Annotated in this window: 22 protein-coding genes and 1 tRNA gene; 1 reads left to right on the forward strand and 22 read right to left on the reverse strand. The window is 62.8% G+C overall.

Features of this window, described 5'->3' with window-relative positions:
- Window positions 1–64 precede the first annotated feature (64 nt).
- On the forward strand, window positions 65–1,396 hold the full coding sequence (locus KXJ60_RS20470; RefSeq protein WP_291132002.1) for a Glu/Leu/Phe/Val dehydrogenase: 1,332 nt from the start codon (window positions 65–67) through the stop codon (window positions 1,394–1,396).
- 21 nt (window positions 1,397–1,417) lie between these two features.
- Here KXJ60_RS20470 and KXJ60_RS20475 read toward each other — a convergent pair whose 3' ends face one another.
- The 22 genes from KXJ60_RS20475 to KXJ60_RS20580 form a co-directional block, all read right to left on the reverse strand.
- Window positions 1,418–1,897 carry a DUF1178 family protein gene (locus KXJ60_RS20475; protein WP_291132004.1) on the reverse strand — a complete coding sequence of 160 codons (480 nt, stop codon included), beginning with the start codon at window positions 1,895–1,897 and terminating at the stop codon, window positions 1,418–1,420.
- A complete protein-coding gene (locus KXJ60_RS20480; RefSeq protein ID WP_291132006.1) occupies window positions 1,894–2,490 on the reverse strand; it encodes an NUDIX hydrolase in 597 nt (198 codons plus the stop codon). Before KXJ60_RS20480 ends, KXJ60_RS20475 begins: the two co-directional genes overlap by 4 nt.
- Window positions 2,491–2,500: 10 nt before the next feature.
- Window positions 2,501–2,803 carry a DUF2818 family protein gene (locus KXJ60_RS20485; RefSeq protein ID WP_291132007.1) on the reverse strand — a complete coding sequence of 101 codons (303 nt, stop codon included), beginning with the start codon at window positions 2,801–2,803 and terminating at the stop codon, window positions 2,501–2,503.
- Between the two features lie 58 nt (window positions 2,804–2,861).
- Window positions 2,862–4,358 carry an NADH-quinone oxidoreductase subunit NuoN gene (gene nuoN, locus KXJ60_RS20490; RefSeq protein ID WP_291132009.1) on the reverse strand — a complete coding sequence of 499 codons (1,497 nt, stop codon included), beginning with the start codon at window positions 4,356–4,358 and terminating at the stop codon, window positions 2,862–2,864.
- Between the two features lie 36 nt (window positions 4,359–4,394).
- Window positions 4,395–5,870, reverse strand: coding sequence for an NADH-quinone oxidoreductase subunit M (locus KXJ60_RS20495; protein WP_291132011.1), 1,476 nt, complete (start codon window positions 5,868–5,870; stop codon window positions 4,395–4,397).
- 16 nt (window positions 5,871–5,886) lie between these two features.
- Window positions 5,887–7,923 (reverse strand): NADH-quinone oxidoreductase subunit L, encoded by a 2,037-nt coding sequence (gene nuoL / locus KXJ60_RS20500; protein ID WP_291132013.1) that lies wholly within the window; start codon window positions 7,921–7,923, stop codon window positions 5,887–5,889.
- A 40-nt stretch (window positions 7,924–7,963) separates the two neighbouring features.
- Window positions 7,964–8,272 (reverse strand): NADH-quinone oxidoreductase subunit NuoK, encoded by a 309-nt coding sequence (gene nuoK, locus KXJ60_RS20505; protein WP_291132014.1) that lies wholly within the window; start codon window positions 8,270–8,272, stop codon window positions 7,964–7,966.
- Entirely contained in the window at window positions 8,269–8,931 is a 663-nt protein-coding gene (locus KXJ60_RS20510) for an NADH-quinone oxidoreductase subunit J (protein ID WP_291132016.1), read from the reverse strand. Before KXJ60_RS20510 ends, nuoK begins: the two co-directional genes overlap by 4 nt.
- A 51-nt stretch (window positions 8,932–8,982) precedes the next feature.
- Window positions 8,983–9,519, reverse strand: coding sequence for an NADH-quinone oxidoreductase subunit NuoI (gene nuoI, locus KXJ60_RS20515; RefSeq protein ID WP_291132017.1), 537 nt, complete (start codon window positions 9,517–9,519; stop codon window positions 8,983–8,985).
- A 15-nt stretch (window positions 9,520–9,534) separates the two neighbouring features.
- The gene (nuoH, locus tag KXJ60_RS20520; RefSeq protein WP_291132019.1) at window positions 9,535–10,617 is read right to left on the reverse strand and encodes an NADH-quinone oxidoreductase subunit NuoH; all 1,083 of its coding nucleotides are present in this window, start codon (window positions 10,615–10,617) and stop codon (window positions 9,535–9,537) included.
- Window positions 10,614–12,746, reverse strand: coding sequence for an NADH-quinone oxidoreductase subunit NuoG (gene nuoG / locus KXJ60_RS20525; RefSeq protein WP_291132021.1), 2,133 nt, complete (start codon window positions 12,744–12,746; stop codon window positions 10,614–10,616). Before nuoG ends, nuoH begins: the two co-directional genes overlap by 4 nt.
- A gap of 22 nt (window positions 12,747–12,768) precedes the next feature.
- On the reverse strand, window positions 12,769–14,139 hold the full coding sequence (gene nuoF / locus KXJ60_RS20530; protein ID WP_291132022.1) for an NADH-quinone oxidoreductase subunit NuoF: 1,371 nt from the start codon (window positions 14,137–14,139) through the stop codon (window positions 12,769–12,771).
- Complete coding sequence (gene nuoE / locus KXJ60_RS20535) at window positions 14,136–14,648, reverse strand: NADH-quinone oxidoreductase subunit NuoE (RefSeq protein WP_291132023.1); 513 nt, start codon at window positions 14,646–14,648, stop codon at window positions 14,136–14,138. The genes nuoF and nuoE overlap by 4 nt, the downstream gene beginning before the upstream one ends.
- A complete protein-coding gene (locus tag KXJ60_RS20540) occupies window positions 14,645–15,898 on the reverse strand; it encodes an NADH-quinone oxidoreductase subunit D (RefSeq protein ID WP_291132024.1) in 1,254 nt (417 codons plus the stop codon). The genes nuoE and KXJ60_RS20540 overlap by 4 nt, the downstream gene beginning before the upstream one ends.
- A 1-nt stretch (window position 15,899) precedes the next feature.
- The gene (locus KXJ60_RS20545; protein ID WP_291132031.1) at window positions 15,900–16,508 is read right to left on the reverse strand and encodes an NADH-quinone oxidoreductase subunit C; all 609 of its coding nucleotides are present in this window, start codon (window positions 16,506–16,508) and stop codon (window positions 15,900–15,902) included.
- A 66-nt stretch (window positions 16,509–16,574) separates the two neighbouring features.
- Window positions 16,575–17,054 (reverse strand): NADH-quinone oxidoreductase subunit B, encoded by a 480-nt coding sequence (locus tag KXJ60_RS20550; protein ID WP_056273769.1) that lies wholly within the window; start codon window positions 17,052–17,054, stop codon window positions 16,575–16,577.
- Window positions 17,055–17,090: 36 nt separating this feature from the next.
- Window positions 17,091–17,450, reverse strand: coding sequence for an NADH-quinone oxidoreductase subunit A (locus KXJ60_RS20555; RefSeq protein ID WP_291132025.1), 360 nt, complete (start codon window positions 17,448–17,450; stop codon window positions 17,091–17,093).
- Between the two features lie 48 nt (window positions 17,451–17,498).
- Window positions 17,499–17,583 (reverse strand) — tRNA-Leu (locus tag KXJ60_RS20560).
- Between the two features lie 167 nt (window positions 17,584–17,750).
- Window positions 17,751–18,176 carry a preprotein translocase subunit SecG gene (secG, locus tag KXJ60_RS20565; protein ID WP_291132026.1) on the reverse strand — a complete coding sequence of 142 codons (426 nt, stop codon included), beginning with the start codon at window positions 18,174–18,176 and terminating at the stop codon, window positions 17,751–17,753.
- 53 nt (window positions 18,177–18,229) lie between these two features.
- On the reverse strand, window positions 18,230–18,976 hold the full coding sequence (gene tpiA, locus KXJ60_RS20570) for a triose-phosphate isomerase (RefSeq protein ID WP_291132027.1): 747 nt from the start codon (window positions 18,974–18,976) through the stop codon (window positions 18,230–18,232).
- A 23-nt stretch (window positions 18,977–18,999) separates the two neighbouring features.
- A complete protein-coding gene (locus KXJ60_RS20575; RefSeq protein ID WP_291132028.1) occupies window positions 19,000–19,989 on the reverse strand; it encodes an NAD(P)H-quinone oxidoreductase in 990 nt (329 codons plus the stop codon).
- An 18-nt stretch (window positions 19,990–20,007) separates the two neighbouring features.
- A partial coding sequence (locus tag KXJ60_RS20580) for a S1 RNA-binding domain-containing protein (protein WP_291132029.1) occupies window positions 20,008–20,437 on the reverse strand: 430 nt, incomplete at its 5' end.

A 20,437-nucleotide genomic window follows, 5' to 3' on the forward strand; every position in this document is an offset into this window, starting at 1 on the left:
ACGCGCTCCGTAAGCTTTGCGGTGTCGACTCAGTGCATGGGTCACACACCCCAAGGAATCTTCCATGTCACACACACCGCCTCTTCCGGCCGGCAGCGCCTCCAGCGCCCCGGCCGTTTTCACGCAAGCCCTGCCCTCGTACCTCGACCCCCAGCACCTCGGGCCCTGGGGCATCTACCTGCAGCAGGTGGACCGCGTCACGCCTTACCTCGGCTCGCTTGCGCGCTGGGTCGACACCCTCAAGCGCCCCAAGCGCACGCTCATCGTGGACGTGCCGATCCACCTGGACAACGGCACCGTCGCCCACTTCGAGGGCTACCGCGTGCAGCACAACACTTCGCGCGGCCCCGGCAAGGGTGGCGTGCGTTTCCACCAGGATGTGACGCTCTCCGAAGTGATGGCGCTCTCGGCCTGGATGTCGATCAAGAACGCGGCGGTGAACGTGCCCTACGGCGGCGCCAAGGGCGGCATCCGCGTCGACCCGCGCCAGCTCACACGCGGTGAACTCGAACGCGTGACACGCCGCTACACCAGCGAGATCGGCATCATCATTGGCCCCACCAAGGACATCCCTGCGCCGGACGTGAACACGAACGAGCAGATCATGGCCTGGATGATGGACACCTACTCGATGAACGAGGGCTCCACCGCCACCGGCGTCGTCACCGGCAAGCCGGTGGACCTCGGCGGCTCACTCGGACGCCGCGAAGCCACGGGCCGTGGCGTGTTCACGGTGGGCGTGGAAGCCGCGCGCCGCATCGGGCTCGACGTGTCCACCGCCCGCGTGGCGGTGCAGGGCTTCGGCAATGTGGGTGGCGTGGCCGGCAAGTTGTTTTCCGAAGCCGGCGCGAAGGTCGTCGCGGTGCAGGACCACGGCGGCACCATCTACCGCGAAGCCGGGCTGGACGTGCCGGCGCTGCTGGCACACGTCGCACAGGTGGGCTCGGTGGCGGGCTTCGCCGGCGCCGAGGTGATCGCCAACGACGCCTTCTGGGACGTGCCTTGCGACATCCTCATTCCCGCTGCGCTCGAAGGCCAGATCAACGAAAAGAACGCGGGTCGGATTCAGGCACGCATGGTGATCGAAGGCGCCAACGGCCCCACCACACCGCAGGCCGACGACATCCTGCATGAGCGCAACGTGCTGGTGCTGCCCGACGTGATCGCCAACGCCGGCGGCGTGACGGTGAGCTACTTCGAATGGGTGCAGGACTTCTCCAGCTTCTTCTGGAGCGAAGACGAAATCAACGCGCGCCTCGTGAAGATCATGAAAGACGCGTTTGCCGCCGTGTGGCAGGTGGCCGACGAGAACAAGGTGAGCCTGCGCACGGCCACCTTCATTGTGGCTTGCAAGCGCATCCTGCACGCTCGCGATCTGCGCGGCCTGTACCCGTGAAGCCTTGCAGTGGGGCGCGCCCTACTGCAGCGTTTCCTTGACGGCAGGCACCATGGGAAGGGCAATCACCTCGATGCCCTCCTCCATCAGCTCCAGCGCTTCCTGCGGGCTGGCCTGCCCGCGGATCTGGCGGTGCTCCACCTCCCCGTGGTGCATGGCGCGGGCCTCGTCTGCAAAGCGGTCACCCACGTCTTCGGTGTTCGCCATCACTTCACGCAAGGCGTTGAGCATGCGGGCCTGCAGGGCGGCGAGCTCGGCGTTGCCCGTGTGGTTGCTCATGGGCACGGCACCCGCCGGTGCAGCAGGCGCAACGGCTTGCGGTTCTTGCCGTCCCGCGCGCAGGTTGAGTCGGGGGGCCGAGAGCTTCTTCGCAATGTGCACGTCACCACACATCGGGCACGACAGAAGACCACGCTCCAGCTGGCTCGTGTAGTCGTCCTCAGAACCGAACCAGCCTTCAAACTCGTGCTGGTGGGCGCATTGCAGGTTGAGCACCTTCATGCCACGCATTCTCCCGCATCGGCTGACCGCCAGGCCAGCGGCCAGTCGCCACGCAGCACGTTTTGCAACCACATGGCACCGATGAGCGTCTTGCAGTCGATCACGTCGCCACTGAAGCACCACGCCTGCAGCTCCTCGGGCGTTGCGGTGAAGACATCGAGAAACTCGCCATCGTCAAGCCGCCGCTCGCCCAGCGCCAGACCACGCGCAAACCAGATGTCGATGACCTCGTCGGAATACGCAATGGTGGGCGCCAGCCGGCCGGCAAACGCCCACTCGCGGGCGCTGTACCCGGTTTCTTCAAAGAGCTCGCGCTGCGCGCAGGCCAGGCTGCCTTCGCCTGCATCCAGCTTGCCCGCAGGAAATTCGATCATCACCGCCTGCATGGGGTGACGGAACTGCCGCTCCAGCACGACCTTGCCGTCGTCGAGCAGGCCGATCACCATGACCGCGCCGGGGTGGAGGACAAATTCGCGTGTGGCCTCGGCACCGTTGGGCAGGCGCACGGTGTCGCGCACCACGTGCAGGAAATGGCCGCGCAGCAGCTCGGTGCGCGCCAGCCGCGTTTCCTTGAGGTGGCTGTCGTCGGTCATGACAGCGCGGTCACCCGCGATGGCGGTAGAGGTATCGGTAAACGAAACCCGGGAACGCCAGGGTGGCGAACAACGACGCCGTGGTGGCGTAGAACTCCCACCCCTGGGGTGAGATCTGCCCGGCGTACTGTTCCAGCGCAATGCCCAGGGCACCTACCAGCGCGTACAGCACCAGCAGCTCGAGCAACCGCATCCAGAGTGTCTTGGGCGCCTGACGCGGCCAGACGGCCAGCCAGCGCTCGTTGATGAAAGGCAGGTTCGCGGCAACGAAGGCAGCGAGCAACACCAGCCAGACGGAAGAAGTGTGGGTCATGGAGACGTGTGTGAGCCAGCAAAAAGCAGCAAGTTCACTGCCACACCGACCCCGATCTTCAAGTGAAGAGTTTCGCCACAGCCTGGGCGCACAAGGTCATCAGCCCGCCGGGCACGATGCCCAGCACCAGCACCAGTGCGCCGTTGATGGAGAGCACGGAGCGCGCATCCAGCCCGGCTTCGATATCGGCGGTCTGGGTCGGCTCGTCGAAGTACATCACCTTCACCAGACGCAGGTAATAGAAGGCACCGATCAGCGACATGATCACCGCGAAAACGGCCAACCCGACGTAGAACGCACCGCTGGAAGCGAGCAGCGCCTGCAGCACCGAGAGCTTGGCGTAGAAGCCCACCAGCGGGGGCACACCGGCCAGCGAAAACATGCAGATCGCCATGACACCGGCGTACAGCGGGCTGCGCTGGTTCAGACCGGCAAGATCACTGATGTTGTCCGACTCAAAGCCGCTGCGCGAGAGCAGCAGAATGACGCCGAAGGTGCCGAGTGTGGTCAGCACATAGGTGATGACGTAGAACATGGACGAGCCGTAGGCGTTGGCCATGTTGCCGGTGTCGCCTTGCACCACACCCGCGAGCAGGCCCAGCAGCATGAAGCCCATTTGCGCGATGGTCGAGAAGGCGAGCATGCGCTTCAGGCTGGTCTGCGCGATGGCGGCGAGGTTACCCACCAGCAGCGACATGACGGCCAGTACGGCCAGCATCTGCTGCCAGTCCACCGCCAGAGGCTGCAAACCCTCAACGAGCAGACGGATGACGATGGCAAATGCCGCCAGTTTCGGTGCGCCACCAATCATCAGGGTGATGGCCGTGGGAGCGCCCTGATAAACGTCGGGCACCCACATGTGGAACGGCACCACACCCAGCTTGAAGGCCAGACCGGCGACCACAAACACCAGGCCCAGGGTGAGCACCTGCGCAGAACCCTTGAGGGTGGCCTGCCCGCCGGCGATGGCCTTGAGCACCTCGCCCACGTCCAGGGACCCGGTGGCACCGTACACCATCGACAGGCCGTACAGCAGGAAGCCACTGGCCAGCGCGCCCAGCACGAAGTACTTCATGGCCGCTTCGGTGGCCTGCAGATCGTCGCGGCGCAAGGCCACCAGCGCGTAGCTGGACAAGGTCAACAGCTCCAGGCCCAGGTAGATCACCAGGAAGTTGTGGCCCGAGATCATGACGAACATGCCCAGCAAGGCGAACATGCCCAGCGTGAACAACTCGCCACCGCGCAGCATGTCGCGCTGACCGGAATAGCCACGTCCGTAGACCAGCGTGACCATCATGGCGATGGAGGCGAAGCACTTGAGCCAGTTGCCCATGGGGTCGCTGACGATCATCCCGCCGAAGCCCACCACCGTGTTGCCCGAAGCGGCTGCCATGCCTTGCAGCAATGCAATCACGGCCAGCGTGAGCAGCGTGAGGCCGTAGGTCGCGCCGCGCAGCGGTGTCTTCACCCCGAGGTCGACCAGTGCGATCACGCAGGCCATGGTCAGCAGGAGGATTTCTGGGTAAGCCGCGACCCAGCTGAGCTTGTCAATCATGTGAGCGTTCTCTTGTGTAGCGTGTGCCCGGGTGGCTCAGTTCAATTTGGAGATGGCAACGTGGCGCAGCAGCTCGGCGACGGACGCATCCATGACGTCGGTGAAGGGTTTGGGGTAGATGCCCATGTAGAGCACGGCCACCGCGAGCACCGCCAGCACCAGGAACTCGCGTGCGTTGATGTCCAGCAAGGCTTTCACGTTGTCGTTGCCCACCGGGCCAAGGTACACGCGCTTGTACATCCACAGCGAATACGCCGCGCCGAAGATCAGCGCCGAGGCGGCCAGCAGGCCCAGCCAGAAATTCGCCTTCACGGCAGCCAGGATCACCATCCACTCGCCCACGAACCCGGCGGTACCAGGCAAGCCGCAATTAGCCATGGTGAACAACAGTGCGAACGCAGCGAAATTCGGCATGGTGTTGACCACACCACCGTAGTCGGCGATCTCACGCGAGTGCACACGGTCGTACAGCACACCAATGCCCAGGAACATCGCCGCCGAGACAAAACCGTGGGCGATCATCTGGACGATCGCACCGGAAACACCGAGGTCGCTGAAGACGAAGAAGCCGAGCGTGACGAAGCCCATGTGCGCCACAGACGAATAGGCGACCAGCTTCTTCATGTCCTGTTGCACCATCGCCACCAGGCCGACATAGATCACCGCCACGAGGGAGAGCGCGATCATCAGCCAGGCCCATTTCTGGGAGGCATCGGGCAGGATGGGCAGGGAGAAGCGCAGGAAGCCGTAGGCCCCGAGCTTGAGCATGATGGCCGCCAGCACGGCCGAACCCCCGGTAGGGGCCTCGACGTGCACGTCGGGCAGCCAGGTGTGCACGGGCCACATCGGCACCTTCACGGCGAATGCCGCAAAGAACGCAAAGAACAGCAGCGTTTGGGCCGTACCACCCAGAGGCAGCTTGTACCAGTCGGCCAGGGCAAAACTGCCGCCAGACTGCGTGTAGAGATAGATCAGCGCCACGAGCATGAGCAGCGAGCCCAGCAGCGTGTAGAGGAAAAACTTGAAGGCGGCGTAGATCTTGTTCGGGCCACCCCAGATACCGATGATCAGGTACATCGGGATCAACGTGGCTTCGAAGAACACATAGAACAGCATCGCGTCCTGCGCGCTGAACACACCGATCATGAGACCAGAGAGGATCAGGAACGCGCCCATGTACTGGTTGACGCGCGTGGTGATCGACTCCCAGCTGGCCACCACCACCACCACCGTGATGAAGGCGGTGAGCAGCACCAGCCAGAGCGAAATGCCATCCACACCGAGGTGGTAGTGAATGTTGAAGTTCTCGATCCAGACGCTCTTCTCGACGAACTGCATTGCTGCGGTGCCCAGCTCGAAGCCCGAATACAGCGGCACCGTCACGGCCAGACCAGCGACCGCGCCCACGAGCGCGATCCAGCGCACCACATGCGCCTGATCATCACGGCCCAGGGCCAGCAGCACGACACCAAAGAAGATTGGCGTCCAGATTGCAAGGCTCAGCAAACCCATCTTGTTATCCCTCTTCTTATTTCGCGAGCCAGACGAAGTACGTCATGAACAGCAGCACGCCCACGATCATCACGAGCGCGTAGTGGTAGAGGTAGCCGGTCTGCGCACGACGCACCACCGAAGACACCGCACCCACCAGTTTCCAGCTGGCGTTCACCAGACCGCCTTCGATCACACCGCGGTCGCCGCCTTTCCAGAGGCCGATGCCCAGGCCGCGTGCGCCCTTCGCGAGCACGTTTTCGTTGAACCAGTCCATGTAGTACTTGTTCTCGAGCACCACCACCAGCGGTCGCAGCGCGCGGCCGATGGCAGCAGGCACCGCCGGATTGATCAGGTACATGTACCAGGCAGCCACCGCACCGGCCAGTGCCAGGTAAAGCGGCGCGGTGGACAGCGCGTGGACCGCCATGGCCAGCGGGCCGTGGAAGATCTCACCAAACTTCACCATGGCGGGATGGGCCGCCGTGTTGATGGTGATGGCGTCCTTGAGGAAGTCGCCAAACAGCATGGGCTGGATGGTCATGAAGCCGATCACCACGGAGGGGATGGCCAGCAGCAGCAGGGGCACCGTCACGACCCAAGGGGACTCGTGCGGCTTGCCGTCGCCGTGCCCATGGTCGTCACCATGGCCGTGGTCGTCATGGTGGTCGTGGTGCGCGTCCGGGTTCTGGTCGTAGCGCTCCTTGCCATGGAACACCAGGAAGTACAGGCGGAACGAATAGAAGGAGGTGACGAACACGCCTGCGAGCACCGCAAAGTGCGCGAAGCCCGAGGCCGGCAGGTTGCTGAAATGCACCGCCTCGATGATCGAGTCCTTCGAGTAGAAGCCGGAGAACAACGGCGTGCCGATCAGCGCGAGCGTGCCGAGCAGCGAAGTGATCCAGGTGATGGGCATGTACTTGCGCACGGCGCCCATCCAGCGAATGTCCTGGTTGTGGTGCATGCCCATGATCACCGAGCCCGCCGCGAGGAACAGCAGCGCCTTGAAGAAGGCGTGGGTCATGAGGTGGAACACGGCCACCGAATAGGCCGACGCACCGAGCGCCACCGTCATGTACCCCAGCTGCGACAGCGTGGAATAGGCCACCACGCGCTTGATGTCGTTCTGGATGATGCCGAGGAAGCCCATGAACAGCGCGGTGATGGCGCCGATGACCATGATGAAGTTGAGCGCGGTGTCTGACAGCTCGAACAGGGGCGACATCCGCGCCACCATGAAAATGCCGGCCGTCACCATGGTGGCGGCATGGATCAGGGCCGAGATCGGGGTCGGGCCTTCCATCGAATCCGGCAGCCACACATGCAGCGGAAACTGGGCACTCTTGCCCATGGCGCCAATGAAGAGGCAAATGCAGATGACCGTGATCAACATCCAGTCGGTGCCGGGAAAGCCCAGCTTGCCGAGCTCCGGCGCTTTGGCAAACACCTCGGTGTAGTTCATGGTGCCGGCATAGGCCACGATCAGGCCGATGCCCAGAATGAAACCGAAATCGCCCACGCGGTTGACCAGGAAGGCCTTCATGTTGGCGAAGATCGCTGTGGGTTTGTTGAACCAGAAACCGATCAGCAGATAAGAGACCAAGCCCACCGCTTCCCAGCCAAAGAACAGCTGCAGCAGGTTGTTGCTCATCACCAGCATTAGCATGGAGAAGGTGAACAGCGAGATGTAGGCGAAGAAGCGGTTGTAGCCAGCGTCTTCTTCCATGTAGCCGATGGTGTAGAGGTGCACCATGAGCGAGACGAAGGTGACCACCACCATCATCATGGCGGTGAGGCCATCGACCAGGAAGCCGATCTCCATCTTCAGGCCACCCACCACCATCCAGGTGTAGAGCGTCTCGTTGAACCGCGCGCCATCCATGGCAACGCTCTTGAGCGTCATGGCGGACAGGATGAACGCCACCAGCACACCCAGAATGGTGAAGGTGTGGGAAGCGCGACGGCCGATCACGTTGCCGCCGAAAGTGGTGCCCAGGACGCCGGCGAGCGCCGCTCCCACCAGGGGGGCCAGCGGGACGGCGAGCAGGGTGCTTGCAGAGAGGGTGGTGCTCATGGGGTTCTTGCCTGAGTTCTCGTGAGGTGTGGCCCGGGCCTCAACCCTTGAGGGTGTTGAGTTCTTCGACGCTGATCGACGACTTGTTGCGGAACAGCAGCACGAGAATGGCCAGACCGATCGCCGATTCAGCGGCGGCCACGGTCAGGATGAAAAACACGAAGACCTGGCCGTGCATGTCGCCCAGGTAATGCGAAAACGCCACGAAGTTCATGTTCACCGCCAGGAGCATCAGCTCGATGGCCATGAGCAGCACGATCAGGTTCTTGCGGTTGAGAAAGATCCCGACGACGGAGATCGCAAACAGGATCGCACCAACGGCGAGGAAATGGCCCAGGCTGACGGTCATGGCTTCTTGCCCTCCTCGGCGGTCACCGATTCAACTGCGACAGGTGCAGCCTTCTGCGTGGCGCCCATCGGCACCACCACGAGGCGGTCGCTTGCGCGCACATGGACCTGCAGGCTGGGGTTGATCGCCTTGCTGTCCTTGCGCTGACGCAGCGTGAGGGCAATGGCGGCAATCATCGCCACCAGAAGAATCACGGCGGCCACTTCAATGGGGTAGAGGTATTCGGTGTAGAGCAACAAACCGAGTTCACGGGTGTTCGAGTAGTTGGCGGCATTGACGCCCACCCCGGCCGCGTCAGGGCTCCCGGACACGGAGGGGAAGCCAGCCCACAATACGGCGATCAATTCGGCTGCCACGAACGCGCCCAGAAGCGCGGCCAGCGGAAAGTGCTTCCAGAAACCTTGGCGCACCGAATCCATGTTGATGTCCAGCATCATCACAACGAAGAGGAACAGCACCATCACCGCGCCGAGGTACACCAGCACCAGCGTGATGCCCAGGAACTCGGCCTTGAGCAAAAGCCACAGCGCAGATGCTTGCGAAAACGCCAGCATGAGATACAGCACAGCGTGCACCGGGTTGCGCGCCGTGATCACGCGGTAGCCTGCAAACAGCAGCACCGCAGCGAACAGGTAAAAAAAGCCGGTCTGGTAGTCCATGGCGTCGTGGTTCTTGTGTCGTCTGCTCCGGCCGAATCGGGTCGGTCGTGCTCAGCGGTAAGGGGCGTCTGAGGCCCGGGCAGCGGCAATCTCGGACTCATAACGGTCGCCCACAGCCAGCAGCATTTCTTTGGTGAAGTACAGGTCGCCGCGCTTCTCGCCGTGGTACTCGAACACGTGCGTTTCAACGATCGAGTCGACCGGGCAGCTTTCTTCACAGAAGCCGCAGAAGATGCACTTGGTCAGGTCGATGTCGTAGCGGGTCGTGCGGCGCGATCCGTCGTCACGGACGTCGGATTCGATGGTGATCGCCATCGCAGGGCACACGGCTTCGCACAGCTTGCAGGCGATGCAGCGTTCTTCGCCGTTTTCATAGCGGCGCAGCGCATGCAGGCCGCGAAAGCGCGGCGACAACGGCGTCTTTTCCTCGGGAAACTGCACCGTGACCTTGCGCTTGAAGGCGTACCGGCCGGTCAGTGCCATGCCTTTGAACAGCTCCACCAGCAGAAAGCTGTTGAAGAAGTCGCGAAAGGAGAAAGGCGCTGCGAAGGCGGGCGGCGTGGAGGTGTGGGCGGTGGTGGTGGACATGGTCGTTCGTCCTGCTTATTTCCAGATGTTCCACGGCGTCTGCATGAGCGCGCCGACGAGAAGCAGCCAGATGAGGGTGACAGGAATGAAGATCTTCCAGCCCAGACGCATGATCTGGTCGTAACGGAATCGCGGGAAGGTGGCGCGGATCCAGATGAACATGGACACGACAACGAACGTCTTGATGCCCAGCCAGATCCAGCCCGGCACCCAGTTGAACAGCGCGCTGTCGATGGGGGGCAGCCAACCGCCCAGGAACATCAGCACCGCCAGCACCGACACCAGCCACATGCTGGCGTATTCGGCCAGGAAGAAGATGGCGAAGCCCATGCCCGAGTACTCGACCATGTGACCGGCCACGATTTCGGCCTCGCCTTCGACCACGTCGAAGGGGTGGCGGTTGGTCTCGGCCACACCCGAAATCAGGTAGACAAAAAAGATGGGCAGCAGCGGCAACCAGTTCCACGACAGGAAGTTCAAACCCATGCCGGCACCGATGCCGCGCGATTGCGACGCCACGATCTCACCGAGGTGCAAGCTGCCGGCCGTCATGACCACCACCAGGAAGCAGAAGCCGATGGCGATCTCGTAGCTCACCATCTGTGCCGAGGCGCGCAGCGCGCCGAGGAACGCGTACTTCGAGTTGGACGCCCAGCCCGCAATGATCACGCCGTACACCTCGATCGAGGTGATGGCCAGGATCACGAGCAGGCCCGCGTTCACGTTGGCGATGATCGCCTCCGGGCCAAACGGAACAGCCACCCAGGCGGCCAGCGCCGGCATGATGGCCATGACTGGACCCAGACGAAACAGCCCGTTGCTGGCAGCACTTGGGCGGATCAGTTCCTTGGTCAGCAACTTGAGCGCATCAGCGATCGGCTGCAAGAGACCAAATGGCCCGACGCGGTTGGGTCCGTGGCGCACCTGAATCCAGCCCAGCAGCTTGCGCTCCCAGAGCGTCAGGTAGGCCACCGCACCCATCAGCGGCGCCAGCACGACCACGATTTTCAGCAGGTTCCAGATGACAGGCCACGCGCCGGTACTCCACCAGGAGGCGGCGATGAGGCCAAGGCCGCCGTTGTACATCGCATCGATCATGCGGTGGCTCCTTCCACGGCTTGTGCAGCCCTCGCGTCTGCGGTGAGCTGCAGGGCGGTCGAGCGGCGCACGAGCCCATCGAGCTGATAGATCGACGCCACGCAGGGCACCACGTCCGCGGGCGCGGTGTCGACGGCAGCGCTGCCCGTATTCGACAGGCGGATGGCATCCACCACGCTGCCGTTGGCCACGCCAGGCAATGCGGAAGCGAGCACCGCTTGCGATGAATCGGCATCAAAGCCAGGCAAGTCGAGCAGGTTGCCCAGCACACGCAGCACCTTCCAGGCCGGACGGGTATCGCCCAAAGGACGCACGACGGCGTGGAAACCCTGCAAGCGGCCTTCCGCATTCACAAACGAGCCAGACGTTTCCGTGAATGGCGCGATGGGCAGCAGCACGTCGCTGATGTCCATATTGGTCTTGAAGGGGCTGAGCGTGACAACCATGCCCGCAGAAGCCAGGCCCTGGGCGCCGACAGCGGTGTCGAGTGCCGGTTCGTTGTTGAGCAGGATGGCGGCCTTGAGGCCCCCCACCAGCATCTGGCCAGCATTCAGACCGCCCTGCCCCGGAAGCGCCTTGACCAGTTGCGCACCCACGGTATTGGCCGCTTCGGTCAGGTAGCCCACCGTGGCACCGGTCTGTTGCCCGATCCAATTGGCCAGCGCCAACAGGCTGGAGGCCTTGGCATGGTGTGCAGCGGCGTTGCCGAGCAGCACCGCTTTCTGATCACCGCCCAGCAGGGACTTGGCGACCGCGCGGTCTGCATCGGTCACGTCAGCCGCAACAGGCGCCGTGGCACCCGTTTCGGTGGCGATGGCTGCGGCAATGCCTGCCAGCGCCGAGACCCAACTGCCGCTGTCCGCCAGCACGGTGTTCTTGATCGGCATGGCCCAGTCCTGTGCCACGGCGTTGAGCACATTCACCTGAGCGCCCTTGCGCTGCGCCTGACGAATGCGCTGTGCAAACAGCGGATGGTCCTTGCGCAGGTTCGAGCCAATCACCAGCACGCGCTGGAGCGTGGACAACGAGGCAATCGGCAAACCCAGCCAGCGAGCGACGCCGGCCGGCGCCACATTCGAAAAATCAGCCTGGCGCAGGCGCGTGTCAATGTTTTCACTGCCCAGACCGCGCACCAACGCGCCGGCGAGCGCCAACTCTTCCAGCGTGCTGTGCGGGCTGGCGAGCAGGCCCACAGCAGCGGCGCCATGTTCGGCCTTGACCTGTTTGAGCCCGTTGGCCACGTACTCCAGCGCGGTCTGCCAATCGACGGTCTTCCATTCGCCGCCTTGCTTGAGCATGGGTGCGGTGAGGCGGTCTTCGCTGTTGACGGCTTCGTACGAAAAACGGTCGCGGTCGGCGATCCAGCATTCGTTGACGGCTTCGTTCTCCAGCGGCACCACGCGCATGACCTTGTGGTTCTTCACCTGAACAATCAGGTTGGCGCCGGTGGAGTCGTGCGGGCTCACGCTCTTGCGGCGAGAGAGCTCCCAGGTGCGGGCGCTGTATCGGAATGGCTTGCTCGTGAGCGCACCCACCGGGCAGATGTCGATCATGTTGCCCGACAGCTCGGAGTCAACGGTTTCACCCACAAAGGTCTCGATCTCGGCATGTTCACCGCGATGCGACATGCCCAGCTCCATCACGCCGGCCACTTCCTGGCCAAAGCGCACACAGCGTGTGCAATGGATGCAACGGCTCATCTCTTCCATGGAGATCAGCGGGCCCACGTCCTTGTGGAAAACCACGCGCTTTTCTTCTTCGTAGCGGGAACCGGAACCACCGTAACCCACAGCCAGATCTTGCAGCTGACACTCCCCGCCCTGATCGCAGATGGGGCAGTCCAGAGGGTGGTTGATGAGCAGGAACTCCATCACCGACTGCTGGGCCTTGATCGCCTTGTCGCTCTTGGTGCGCACGATCATGCCCTGCGTGACGGGCGTGGCGCATGCCGGCATGGGCTTGGGCGCCTTTTCCACGTCGACCAGGCACATGCGGCAATTGGCCGCGATGGAGAGCTTCTTGTGGTAGCAGAAGTGCGGAATGTAGGTGCCCGCCTTCTCGGCTGCATGCATGACCATGCTGCCCGGGGGCACTTCCACCTTCTTGCCGTCGAGTTCGATTTCAACCATGGTGTTTCTCGTATCCCGCTGTTCAGGAGGCCTGGGCCGCGCTGGCCGCGTTGATCTTGGCCTCGAACTCGTGCCGGAAGTGCTTGATCATGGCGCGCACAGGCATGGCAGCGGCATCGCCCAGCGCACAGATGGTGCGGCCCATGATGTTTTCCGCCACGTTGTCCAGCAAAGCCATGTCGCTGGGTTTTCCCTGGCCGCGGTCGATGCGGTCGACCATGCGCCACAGCCAGCCCGTGCCTTCGCGGCAGGGGGTGCATTGACCGCACGATTCGTGCATGTAGAAGTAAGACAGACGCTTGAGCGATTCGACCATGCAACGGGAGTCGTCCATCACGATGACCGCGCCGGAACCCAGCATGGAGCCGGCCTTGGCGATGGAGTCGTAATCCATCGTGCACTCCATCATGATGTGCGCCGGCAGCACGGGCGCGGATGACCCGCCAGGGATCACCGCCTTGAGCGTACGCCCCTTGCGCACACCGCCCGCGAGCTCCAGCAGCTTGCTGAACGGGGTACCCAGCGGAACCTCGTAGTTGCCAGGCATCTCCACGTCGCCCGACACCGAATAAATCTTGGTTCCGCCGTTGTTCGGCTTGCCGCAGGCCAGGTAGGCCGCCCCGCCATTGCGGATGATCCAGGGCACGGCCGCGAACGTTTCGGTGTTGTTGATGGTGGTCGGCTTGCCGTACAGGCCGAAACTGGCGGGAAACGGCGGCTTGAAACGCGGCTGCCCTTTCTTGCCTTCCAGCGACTCCAGCAAAGCGGTTTCCTCGCCGCAGATGTAGGCACCAAAGCCATGCGCTGCGTGCAACTGGAAATTGAAGCCGCTGCCCATGATGCCGTCGCCCAGATAGCCGGCAGCACGCGCCTCTTCCAGTGCGGCCTCGAAGCGCTCGTAGGCTTCGAAAATTTCGCCATGGATGTAGTTGTAGCCCACGCTGATGCCCATGGCGTAAGCCGCAATCGCCATGCCCTCGATCACGATGTGCGGGTTGTAAAGCAGGATGTCGCGGTCTTTGCAGGTTCCTGGCTCACCTTCGTCGGAGTTGCACACGAGGTACTTCTGGCCCGGGAACTGACGCGGCATGAAGCTCCACTTCAGGCCGGTGGGAAACCCGGCGCCGCCCCGACCACGCAGGGCGGACTCTTTCAGTGTGGCAATGACCTGGTCCTGCGTCATCCCGACCACAGGCGGGTCGCCCGCTGGCGCCGAACCGTCCTGGCCCAGCACCTTGCGCAAGGCCTGGTAGCCACCGCGGGCCACGTAGTCTTTCAACGACCAGTTGCTGCCGTCCAGGCCGGCATAGATTTGCGGCTCAATGTGCCGGCCATGGAAGCAGGTCTGCACACCGGTGGCGCGGAACTGCGCGAGGATCTGGTCGGCGTTCATGCTTGTCCCTCCGAAGCGCGCAGGCCATCCACCAGCTGGTCGAGCTTCTCGTTGCTCATGAAACTGCACATGTGCCTGTCGTTCACCAGCATCACGGGGGAATCAGCGCAAGCGCCAAGGCATTCGCTCTGCTGCAGCGTGAACAGGCCGTCAGCCGTGGTTTCACCCATCTTGATGCCGAGCTTTTGCTCCAAGTGGTGCAAGGCCTTGTTGCCATCGCGCAGCTGGCATGGCAGGTTGGTGCACACGTTGAGCTTGAACTTGCCCAGCGGCTGCTGGTTGTACATGTTGTAGAAGGTTGTCACCTCATGCACGGCAATGGGCTCCATGCGCAGGTAGGCCGCCAGGGCCGCCTCCGCAGCAGTGCTCACGTGACCCTGCTCCTGCTGGATGATCGCCAGACAGGCCATGACGGCAGACTGCCGCTGCTCATCCGGATACTTCACGACCTCACGGTCGAAGCGCTGGATGGTCGCTTCTGAAAAAGACACAGGCGTGGCGGTGCTCATCGATCGATTTCTCCGAAAACGATGTCCATGGTGCCGATGATGGCCACGGCATCGGCCAGCATGTGCCCACGCGCCATTTCGTCCATGGTGGCAAGGTGCGCGAATCCAGGCGCACGAATCTTCAGGCGGTAGGGTTTGTTGGCCCCATCGCTCACAAGGTAGATGCCGAATTCACCCTTGGGGTGTTCAACGGCGGCGTAAGCCTCACCCTCGGGCACATGGAAGCCTTCGGTGAAGAGCTTGAAGTGGTGGATCAGCTCTTCCATGTTGGCCTTCATGGCCTCACGGGCAGGGGCTGCCACCTTGTGGTTGTCGGTGATCACCGGGCCAGGGTTGGCACGCAACCACTTCACACATTGTTCGATGATGCGGTTGGACTGCTTCATCTCCTCCATGCGGACGAGGTAACGGTCGTAGCAGTCGCCGGTCTTGCCCACCGGAATGTCGAAATCCATCTGACCGTAGACGTCATAGGGCTGCTTCTTGCGCAGGTCCCAGGCAATGCCCGAGCCACGCAGCATGGGCCCCGTCATGCCCAGGTTGAGTGCCCGCTCGGGCGTGACCACGCCAATGCCGACCGTGCGCTGCTTCCAGATGCGGTTGTCGGTCAGCAGCGTGTGGTACTCGGCCAGGTAGGTGGGGAAGCGCCGGGTGAAGTCGTCAATGAAATCCAGCAAAGAACCCTGGCGGTTCGTGTTCATCTCCGCCATGGCACGGGCATTGCGGATCTTGCTGTGCTTGTACTGCGGCATGCTGTCCGGCAGATCGCGATAGACGCCGCCGGGCCGGAAATAGGCCGCGTGCATGCGTGCGCCCGACACGGCTTCGTACATGTCGAACAGGTCTTCTCGCTCGCGGAACGCATAGATCAGGATGGTCGAGCTGCCGCAATCGTTGCCGTGCGAACCCAACCACATCAGGTGGTTCAACAGGCGCGTGATTTCGCTGAACATCACACGGATGTACTGGGCGCGAATCGGCACGTCGATACCGAGCAATTTTTCGATGGCCAGGCAATACGCGTGCTCGTTGCACATCATCGACACGTAATCCAGCCGATCCATGTAGGGCAACGACTGGATGTAGGTCTTGTGCTCGGCCAGCTTCTCGGTGGCGCGGTGCAAGAGTCCAATGTGCGGGTCAGCGCGTTGCACCACCTCGCCATCGAGCTCCAGCACGAGGCGCAACACGCCGTGCGCGGCAGGGTGCTGCGGACCGAAGTTCAGGGTGTAGTTCTTGATCTCAGCCATGTCAGTGCAGACCGCCGTAGTTGTCTTCGCGAATGATGCGCGGCGTGATTTCGCGCGGCTCGATGGTCACCGGTTCGTAGATCACGCGCTGACGCTCGGCGTCGTAGCGCATCTCGACGTGACCCGACAGCGGGAAGTCCTTGCGGAAGGGGTGACCGATGAAGCCGTAATCGGTGAGGATGCGCCGCAAGTCGTCATGCCCCTCGAACACGATGCCATACAGATCGAAAGCCTCGCGCTCGTACCAGTTGGCTGCCGCCCACAAACCGATGACCGATGGCAGCACCGGGAAGTCATCTTCCGGGCAGAACACGCGCACCCGAACGCGGTGGTTGTGGGTGACGGACAGCAAGTGCACCACGGCGGCGAAGCGCTGCCCCTCCCACAAGCCATCACCGTACGCCTGGTAGTCCATGCCACAAAGGTCAATGAGCTGCTCGAAGCGGGACGTCGGCGCATCGCGCAAGGTTCGCATCACCTCGAGATAGTCAGCGGCCGACACGGTCAGCGTCACCTCTTCACGCACCACATGAATGGAGCGAGCCTTGTCGCCCAGCAATGCGGCCAACGTGGTTTTAAGCGCCTCGGGTTCGACGGCATGAGGCGTCATGGCGGAGTCGGTCATGAACAATCTTTCAGGGCCAGTGACGTGCAACGATGTCCGAGCGCAGGCGCTTCAGGCCCGAGCAATGGTTTGGGTGCGACGGATCTTCTGCTGCAACTGGATGATCCCGTACAGCAAGGCCTCGGCCGTCGGCGGACAACCGGGCACATACACATCCACAGGCACGATGCGGTCACAACCACGCACCACGGAGTAGCTGTAGTGGTAGTAGCCGCCGCCATTCGCACAGGAGCCCATGGACAACACCCAGCGCGGCTCTGCCATCTGGTCGTAGACCTTGCGCAACGCGGGCGCCATCTTGTTGCACAAGGTGCCTGCCACGATCATCAGATCGGACTGGCGAGGACTGGCGCGAAAGACTTCAGAACCGAAACGCCCAATGTCATAACGGGCAGCAGCCGCATGCATCATCTCCACAGCGCAACAAGCCAGACCGAAGGTCATGGGCCAGAGCGAGCCAGTCTTGGCCCAGTTCACCACCGAGTCATAGCTGGTGGTGACGAAACCTTCTTTGAATACGCCTTCAATCATGAAATGCTCCGGTGCATTCGCCTGTGTGTCGCAAGATCACTCCCAGTCCAGCGCGCCTTTTTTCCACTCGTAGGCAAAGCCCACCGTGAGAATGGAAAGGAATACAACGCCCGCCAGGAAGCCCGTCATTCCGATGTCGGCAAACGCCACCGCCCATGGAATGAGAAACGCGATCTCGAGGTCAAAGAGAATGAAAAGAATGGCCACGAGGTAGTAGCGCACATCAAACTTCATGCGCGCGTCTTCGAAAGCCTCGAAGCCACACTCGTAAGGAGAGTTTTTTTCGGCGTCCGGGAGGTTCGGACCCAGGATGTAGCCAAGCACCTGGGGAATGATCCCGACGGCAATACCGACCAAGATGAACAGGAGCACAGGAAGGTATTGTTCAAGACTCATCTTGGTTCGATTCCGCTGACACGGCGTGGGGCCGTGTTGTCCAATGATTGGTGCCGACGGCGAGACTCGAACTCGCACAGCTTTCGCCACTACCCCCTCAAGATAGCGTGTCTACCAATTTCACCACGTCGGCTGGGTCTGCATTGAGTGGCTCGCGAGGAATGGTGCGAACCTTGCTGACAACCCGTAGAGTTTACCCTGAAACACCCCTGGTTTCCGGGGTGCCTCGCGGTTTTTCAGACCAAATCCAGGACCGGCTGCGGCGCCACGAAATGACGCGCTGATCCGGTCATCAACGCTTCACTTCGCAGGGATTTGCGCAGCACCCGTGCCGGCGGCCGGTGCACCTCCGGAGGCTGGCGCCGGCACGGCGGTAGCCGGCGCGGGCGCAGCCGCACTGCCCGAAGGAATTTGCTGGGCAGCGCCCGCAGGCTGTGCCGGTGCTGCACCTTCCAGCACGCTGCCCGCGCTGGGCGCTGCAGCGCGAAGGTTTCCAAAGTAGGCCAGCCCCAGCGTGCAGCTCAGAAAGATGGCGGCCAGCACCGCTGTGGTTCTTGAAAGGAAGTTGGCACCGCCCGACGCACCAAACAGGCTGGCAGATCCGGCCCCCCCGCCGAAAGCCGCGCCGGCATCGGCACCCTTGCCGTGCTGCATGAGGATGAGGCCGATCATGCCCAGGGCAGACAGGATCTGCACCGCGAGCAAGAGGGTCAAAAGAACGTTCATGAAAATCTCCGGAGTATCGGTTGTCAACGCACCACGACGGATGCGGGGAAGGATTAAGGGGCTGAGGCCACGATCTGAAGGAAGTCAGCCGCTTTGAGCGACGCACCGCCAATCAGGCCGCCGTCAATATCCGGCTGCGCCAGCAGACTCGCGGCATTGGTGGCATTCATGCTGCCGCCATACAGAATGTGCACGCGCTCTCCGTGCGCCGTGGCAGCGGAGAGCTGCGCGCGCAGGACCGCATGCACCTGCTGAGCCTGTTCAGGCGACGCCGTCTTGCCCGTGCCAATGGCCCACACGGGCTCATAAGCCACCACGATTTCGCTGGTGCAGTGCGCGACGGTATGAATGACCGCCGCCAATTGACGCTTGACGACCAACTCGGTCTGCCCAGCCTCTCGCTCGGCCAGCGTTTCGCCAACGCAGACGATGGGTGTCACACCCGCACTCAGTGCACGTTGCGCCTTCGCAGCGACCAGCGCGTCGGACTCACCGTGGTACTGGCGACGCTCCGAATGCCCCACGATCACATAGCGGCACGCAAAGTCCTTGAGCATCGATGCCGACACCTCCCCGGTGTAGGCGCCATGCTCATGGATGGACACATCCTGAGCACCCCAGGCGATCGGACTGCCATTGAGCAAGCCCCCGAGCTGGGCGAGGTAAGGCGCCGGGGCGCACAGCGCCATGTCGGATTGGGGCGCCCGCCCGGCCAGACCTTCCAGCATGCCCTTGACCAGCGCCGCATTGGCCGCCAGGGAGCCATTCATCTTCCAGTTGCCTGCAATCAGTTTTCTCATGGATGTCGTTCTTTCGGATCGGCTCAGGCCCAGCTGAGCACGAGCTTGCCGATGTGCTGGTTGGACTCCATCAGCGTGTGCGCGAGCGCTGCTTCGCTGGCGGGAAACACCCGATGGACCACAGGCTGAATGCTTCCGCTCTGCAGCAAGGGCCAGACGCGCGCTCGCAGTGAGGCGGCGATGGCTGCCTTGAATGCCACAGGTCGGGGCCGAAGCGTGGAGCCTGTGATGGTCAGTCGGCGCCGCAGCACCAGACCCGCATTGAACCCCGCCTTGACTCCGCCCTGCACCGCGATGATGACGAGCCTGCCGTCTTCAGCAAGACATTCGATTTCGCGCGCAACGTAGTCGCCCGCCACCATGTCGAGAACCACGTTGACACCCTGGCCAGCCGTGAGTTCTGCCACGGCAGCCACAAAGTCTTGCGTCTTGTAGTTGATGGCGTGGTCAGCGCCCAGCTTGAGACAGGCGGCGCACTTGTCGTCGCTGCCGGCTGTCGCAATCACGCGGGCACCCAGTGCCTTGGCCATCTGGATCGCCGTGACGCCAATGCCGCTGGTACCACCCTGCACCAGCAGCGTTTCGCCGGCCTGCAGGCGCCCGCGATCGAACACATTGCTCCAAACGGTAAAGAAGGTCTCTGGCAACGAGGCGGCCGCGATGTCATCCAGTCCGTCAGGCACCGGCAGGCACTGCCCCACCGGCGCGACACACCACTGGGCATAACCGCCGCCAGCCACGAGTGCACACACCCGATCACCAACCTTCAAGCCCGCCGCTGACATGGCAACCGCATCACCCGACTCGATCACGCCGGCCACTTCGAGACCAGGAATATCGGACGCGCCCGGGGGAACCGGATAGTTGCCGGTGCGCTGCAACACGTCCGGGCGGTTCACGCCGGACGCGCTGACGCGAATCAACAACTCGGCTGCCCCTGCCACAGGCATTGGACGCTCGCCCAACCGAAGAACGTCCGGGGCGCCAAAGGCGGTGATTTCAACGGCTTGCATACAGCGCTTGGTGGGCCATCAGGCCTGGGGTTGCTGCGCAGGCTGCTCGCCGGTGTTGCGTTCTGCAAGCGCCTTCATGGACAGCTTGACACGACCCTTTTCGTCGGTCTCGAGCACCTTCACGCGCACGATCTGGCCTTCGGTCAGGTAGTCGGTGACCTTTTCAACGCGTTCGTGAGCGATCTGGCTGATGTGCAGCAGGCCGTCCTTGCCGGGCAGCAGGTTGATCAGTGCACCAAAGTCCAGGATCTTCGTGACCGGGCCTTCGTAGACCTTGCCCACTTCCACTTCGGCGGTGATCTGCTCGATGCGGCGCTTGGCCTCGTCGGCCTTCGCCGAGTCGGTCGAAGCGATGGTGATCGTGCCGTCTTCGTCGATGTTGATCTGCGTGCCGGTCTCTTCGGTCAGCGCGCGAATCACGGCGCCGCCCTTGCCGATCACGTCGCGG

Origin of the sequence: Hydrogenophaga sp., assembly GCF_019264445.1 — a bacterium.
Lineage (GTDB): Bacteria > Pseudomonadota > Gammaproteobacteria > Burkholderiales > Burkholderiaceae_C > Hydrogenophaga.

Bases quoted from the DNA above. Each gene is read 5' to 3' on its own strand.
- KXJ60_RS20470 (WP_291132002.1), top strand. From the start codon at position 65: ATGTCACACACACCGCCTCTTCCGGCCGGCAGCGCCTCCAGCGCCCCG.
- KXJ60_RS20475 (WP_291132004.1), bottom strand. From the start codon at position 1,897: ATGAAGGTGCTCAACCTGCAATGCGCCCACCAGCACGAGTTTGAAGGC.
- KXJ60_RS20480 (WP_291132006.1), bottom strand. From the start codon at position 2,490: ATGACCGACGACAGCCACCTCAAGGAAACGCGGCTGGCGCGCACCGAG.
- KXJ60_RS20485 (WP_291132007.1), bottom strand. From the start codon at position 2,803: ATGACCCACACTTCTTCCGTCTGGCTGGTGTTGCTCGCTGCCTTCGTT.
- nuoN (WP_291132009.1), bottom strand. From the start codon at position 4,358: ATGATTGACAAGCTCAGCTGGGTCGCGGCTTACCCAGAAATCCTCCTG.
- KXJ60_RS20495 (WP_291132011.1), bottom strand. From the start codon at position 5,870: ATGGGTTTGCTGAGCCTTGCAATCTGGACGCCAATCTTCTTTGGTGTC.
- nuoL (WP_291132013.1), bottom strand. From the start codon at position 7,923: ATGAGCACCACCCTCTCTGCAAGCACCCTGCTCGCCGTCCCGCTGGCC.
- nuoK (WP_291132014.1), bottom strand. From the start codon at position 8,272: ATGACCGTCAGCCTGGGCCATTTCCTCGCCGTTGGTGCGATCCTGTTT.
- KXJ60_RS20510 (WP_291132016.1), bottom strand. From the start codon at position 8,931: ATGGACTACCAGACCGGCTTTTTTTACCTGTTCGCTGCGGTGCTGCTG.
- nuoI (WP_291132017.1), bottom strand. From the start codon at position 9,519: ATGTCCACCACCACCGCCCACACCTCCACGCCGCCCGCCTTCGCAGCG.
- nuoH (WP_291132019.1), bottom strand. From the start codon at position 10,617: ATGATCGATGCGATGTACAACGGCGGCCTTGGCCTCATCGCCGCCTCC.
- nuoG (WP_291132021.1), bottom strand. From the start codon at position 12,746: ATGGTTGAAATCGAACTCGACGGCAAGAAGGTGGAAGTGCCCCCGGGC.
- nuoF (WP_291132022.1), bottom strand. From the start codon at position 14,139: ATGAACGCCGACCAGATCCTCGCGCAGTTCCGCGCCACCGGTGTGCAG.
- nuoE (WP_291132023.1), bottom strand. From the start codon at position 14,648: ATGAGCACCGCCACGCCTGTGTCTTTTTCAGAAGCGACCATCCAGCGC.
- KXJ60_RS20540 (WP_291132024.1), bottom strand. From the start codon at position 15,898: ATGGCTGAGATCAAGAACTACACCCTGAACTTCGGTCCGCAGCACCCT.
- KXJ60_RS20545 (WP_291132031.1), bottom strand. From the start codon at position 16,508: ATGACGCCTCATGCCGTCGAACCCGAGGCGCTTAAAACCACGTTGGCC.
- KXJ60_RS20550 (WP_056273769.1), bottom strand. From the start codon at position 17,054: ATGATTGAAGGCGTATTCAAAGAAGGTTTCGTCACCACCAGCTATGAC.
- KXJ60_RS20555 (WP_291132025.1), bottom strand. From the start codon at position 17,450: ATGAGTCTTGAACAATACCTTCCTGTGCTCCTGTTCATCTTGGTCGGT.
- secG (WP_291132026.1), bottom strand. From the start codon at position 18,176: ATGAACGTTCTTTTGACCCTCTTGCTCGCGGTGCAGATCCTGTCTGCC.
- tpiA (WP_291132027.1), bottom strand. From the start codon at position 18,976: ATGAGAAAACTGATTGCAGGCAACTGGAAGATGAATGGCTCCCTGGCG.
- KXJ60_RS20575 (WP_291132028.1), bottom strand. From the start codon at position 19,989: ATGCAAGCCGTTGAAATCACCGCCTTTGGCGCCCCGGACGTTCTTCGG.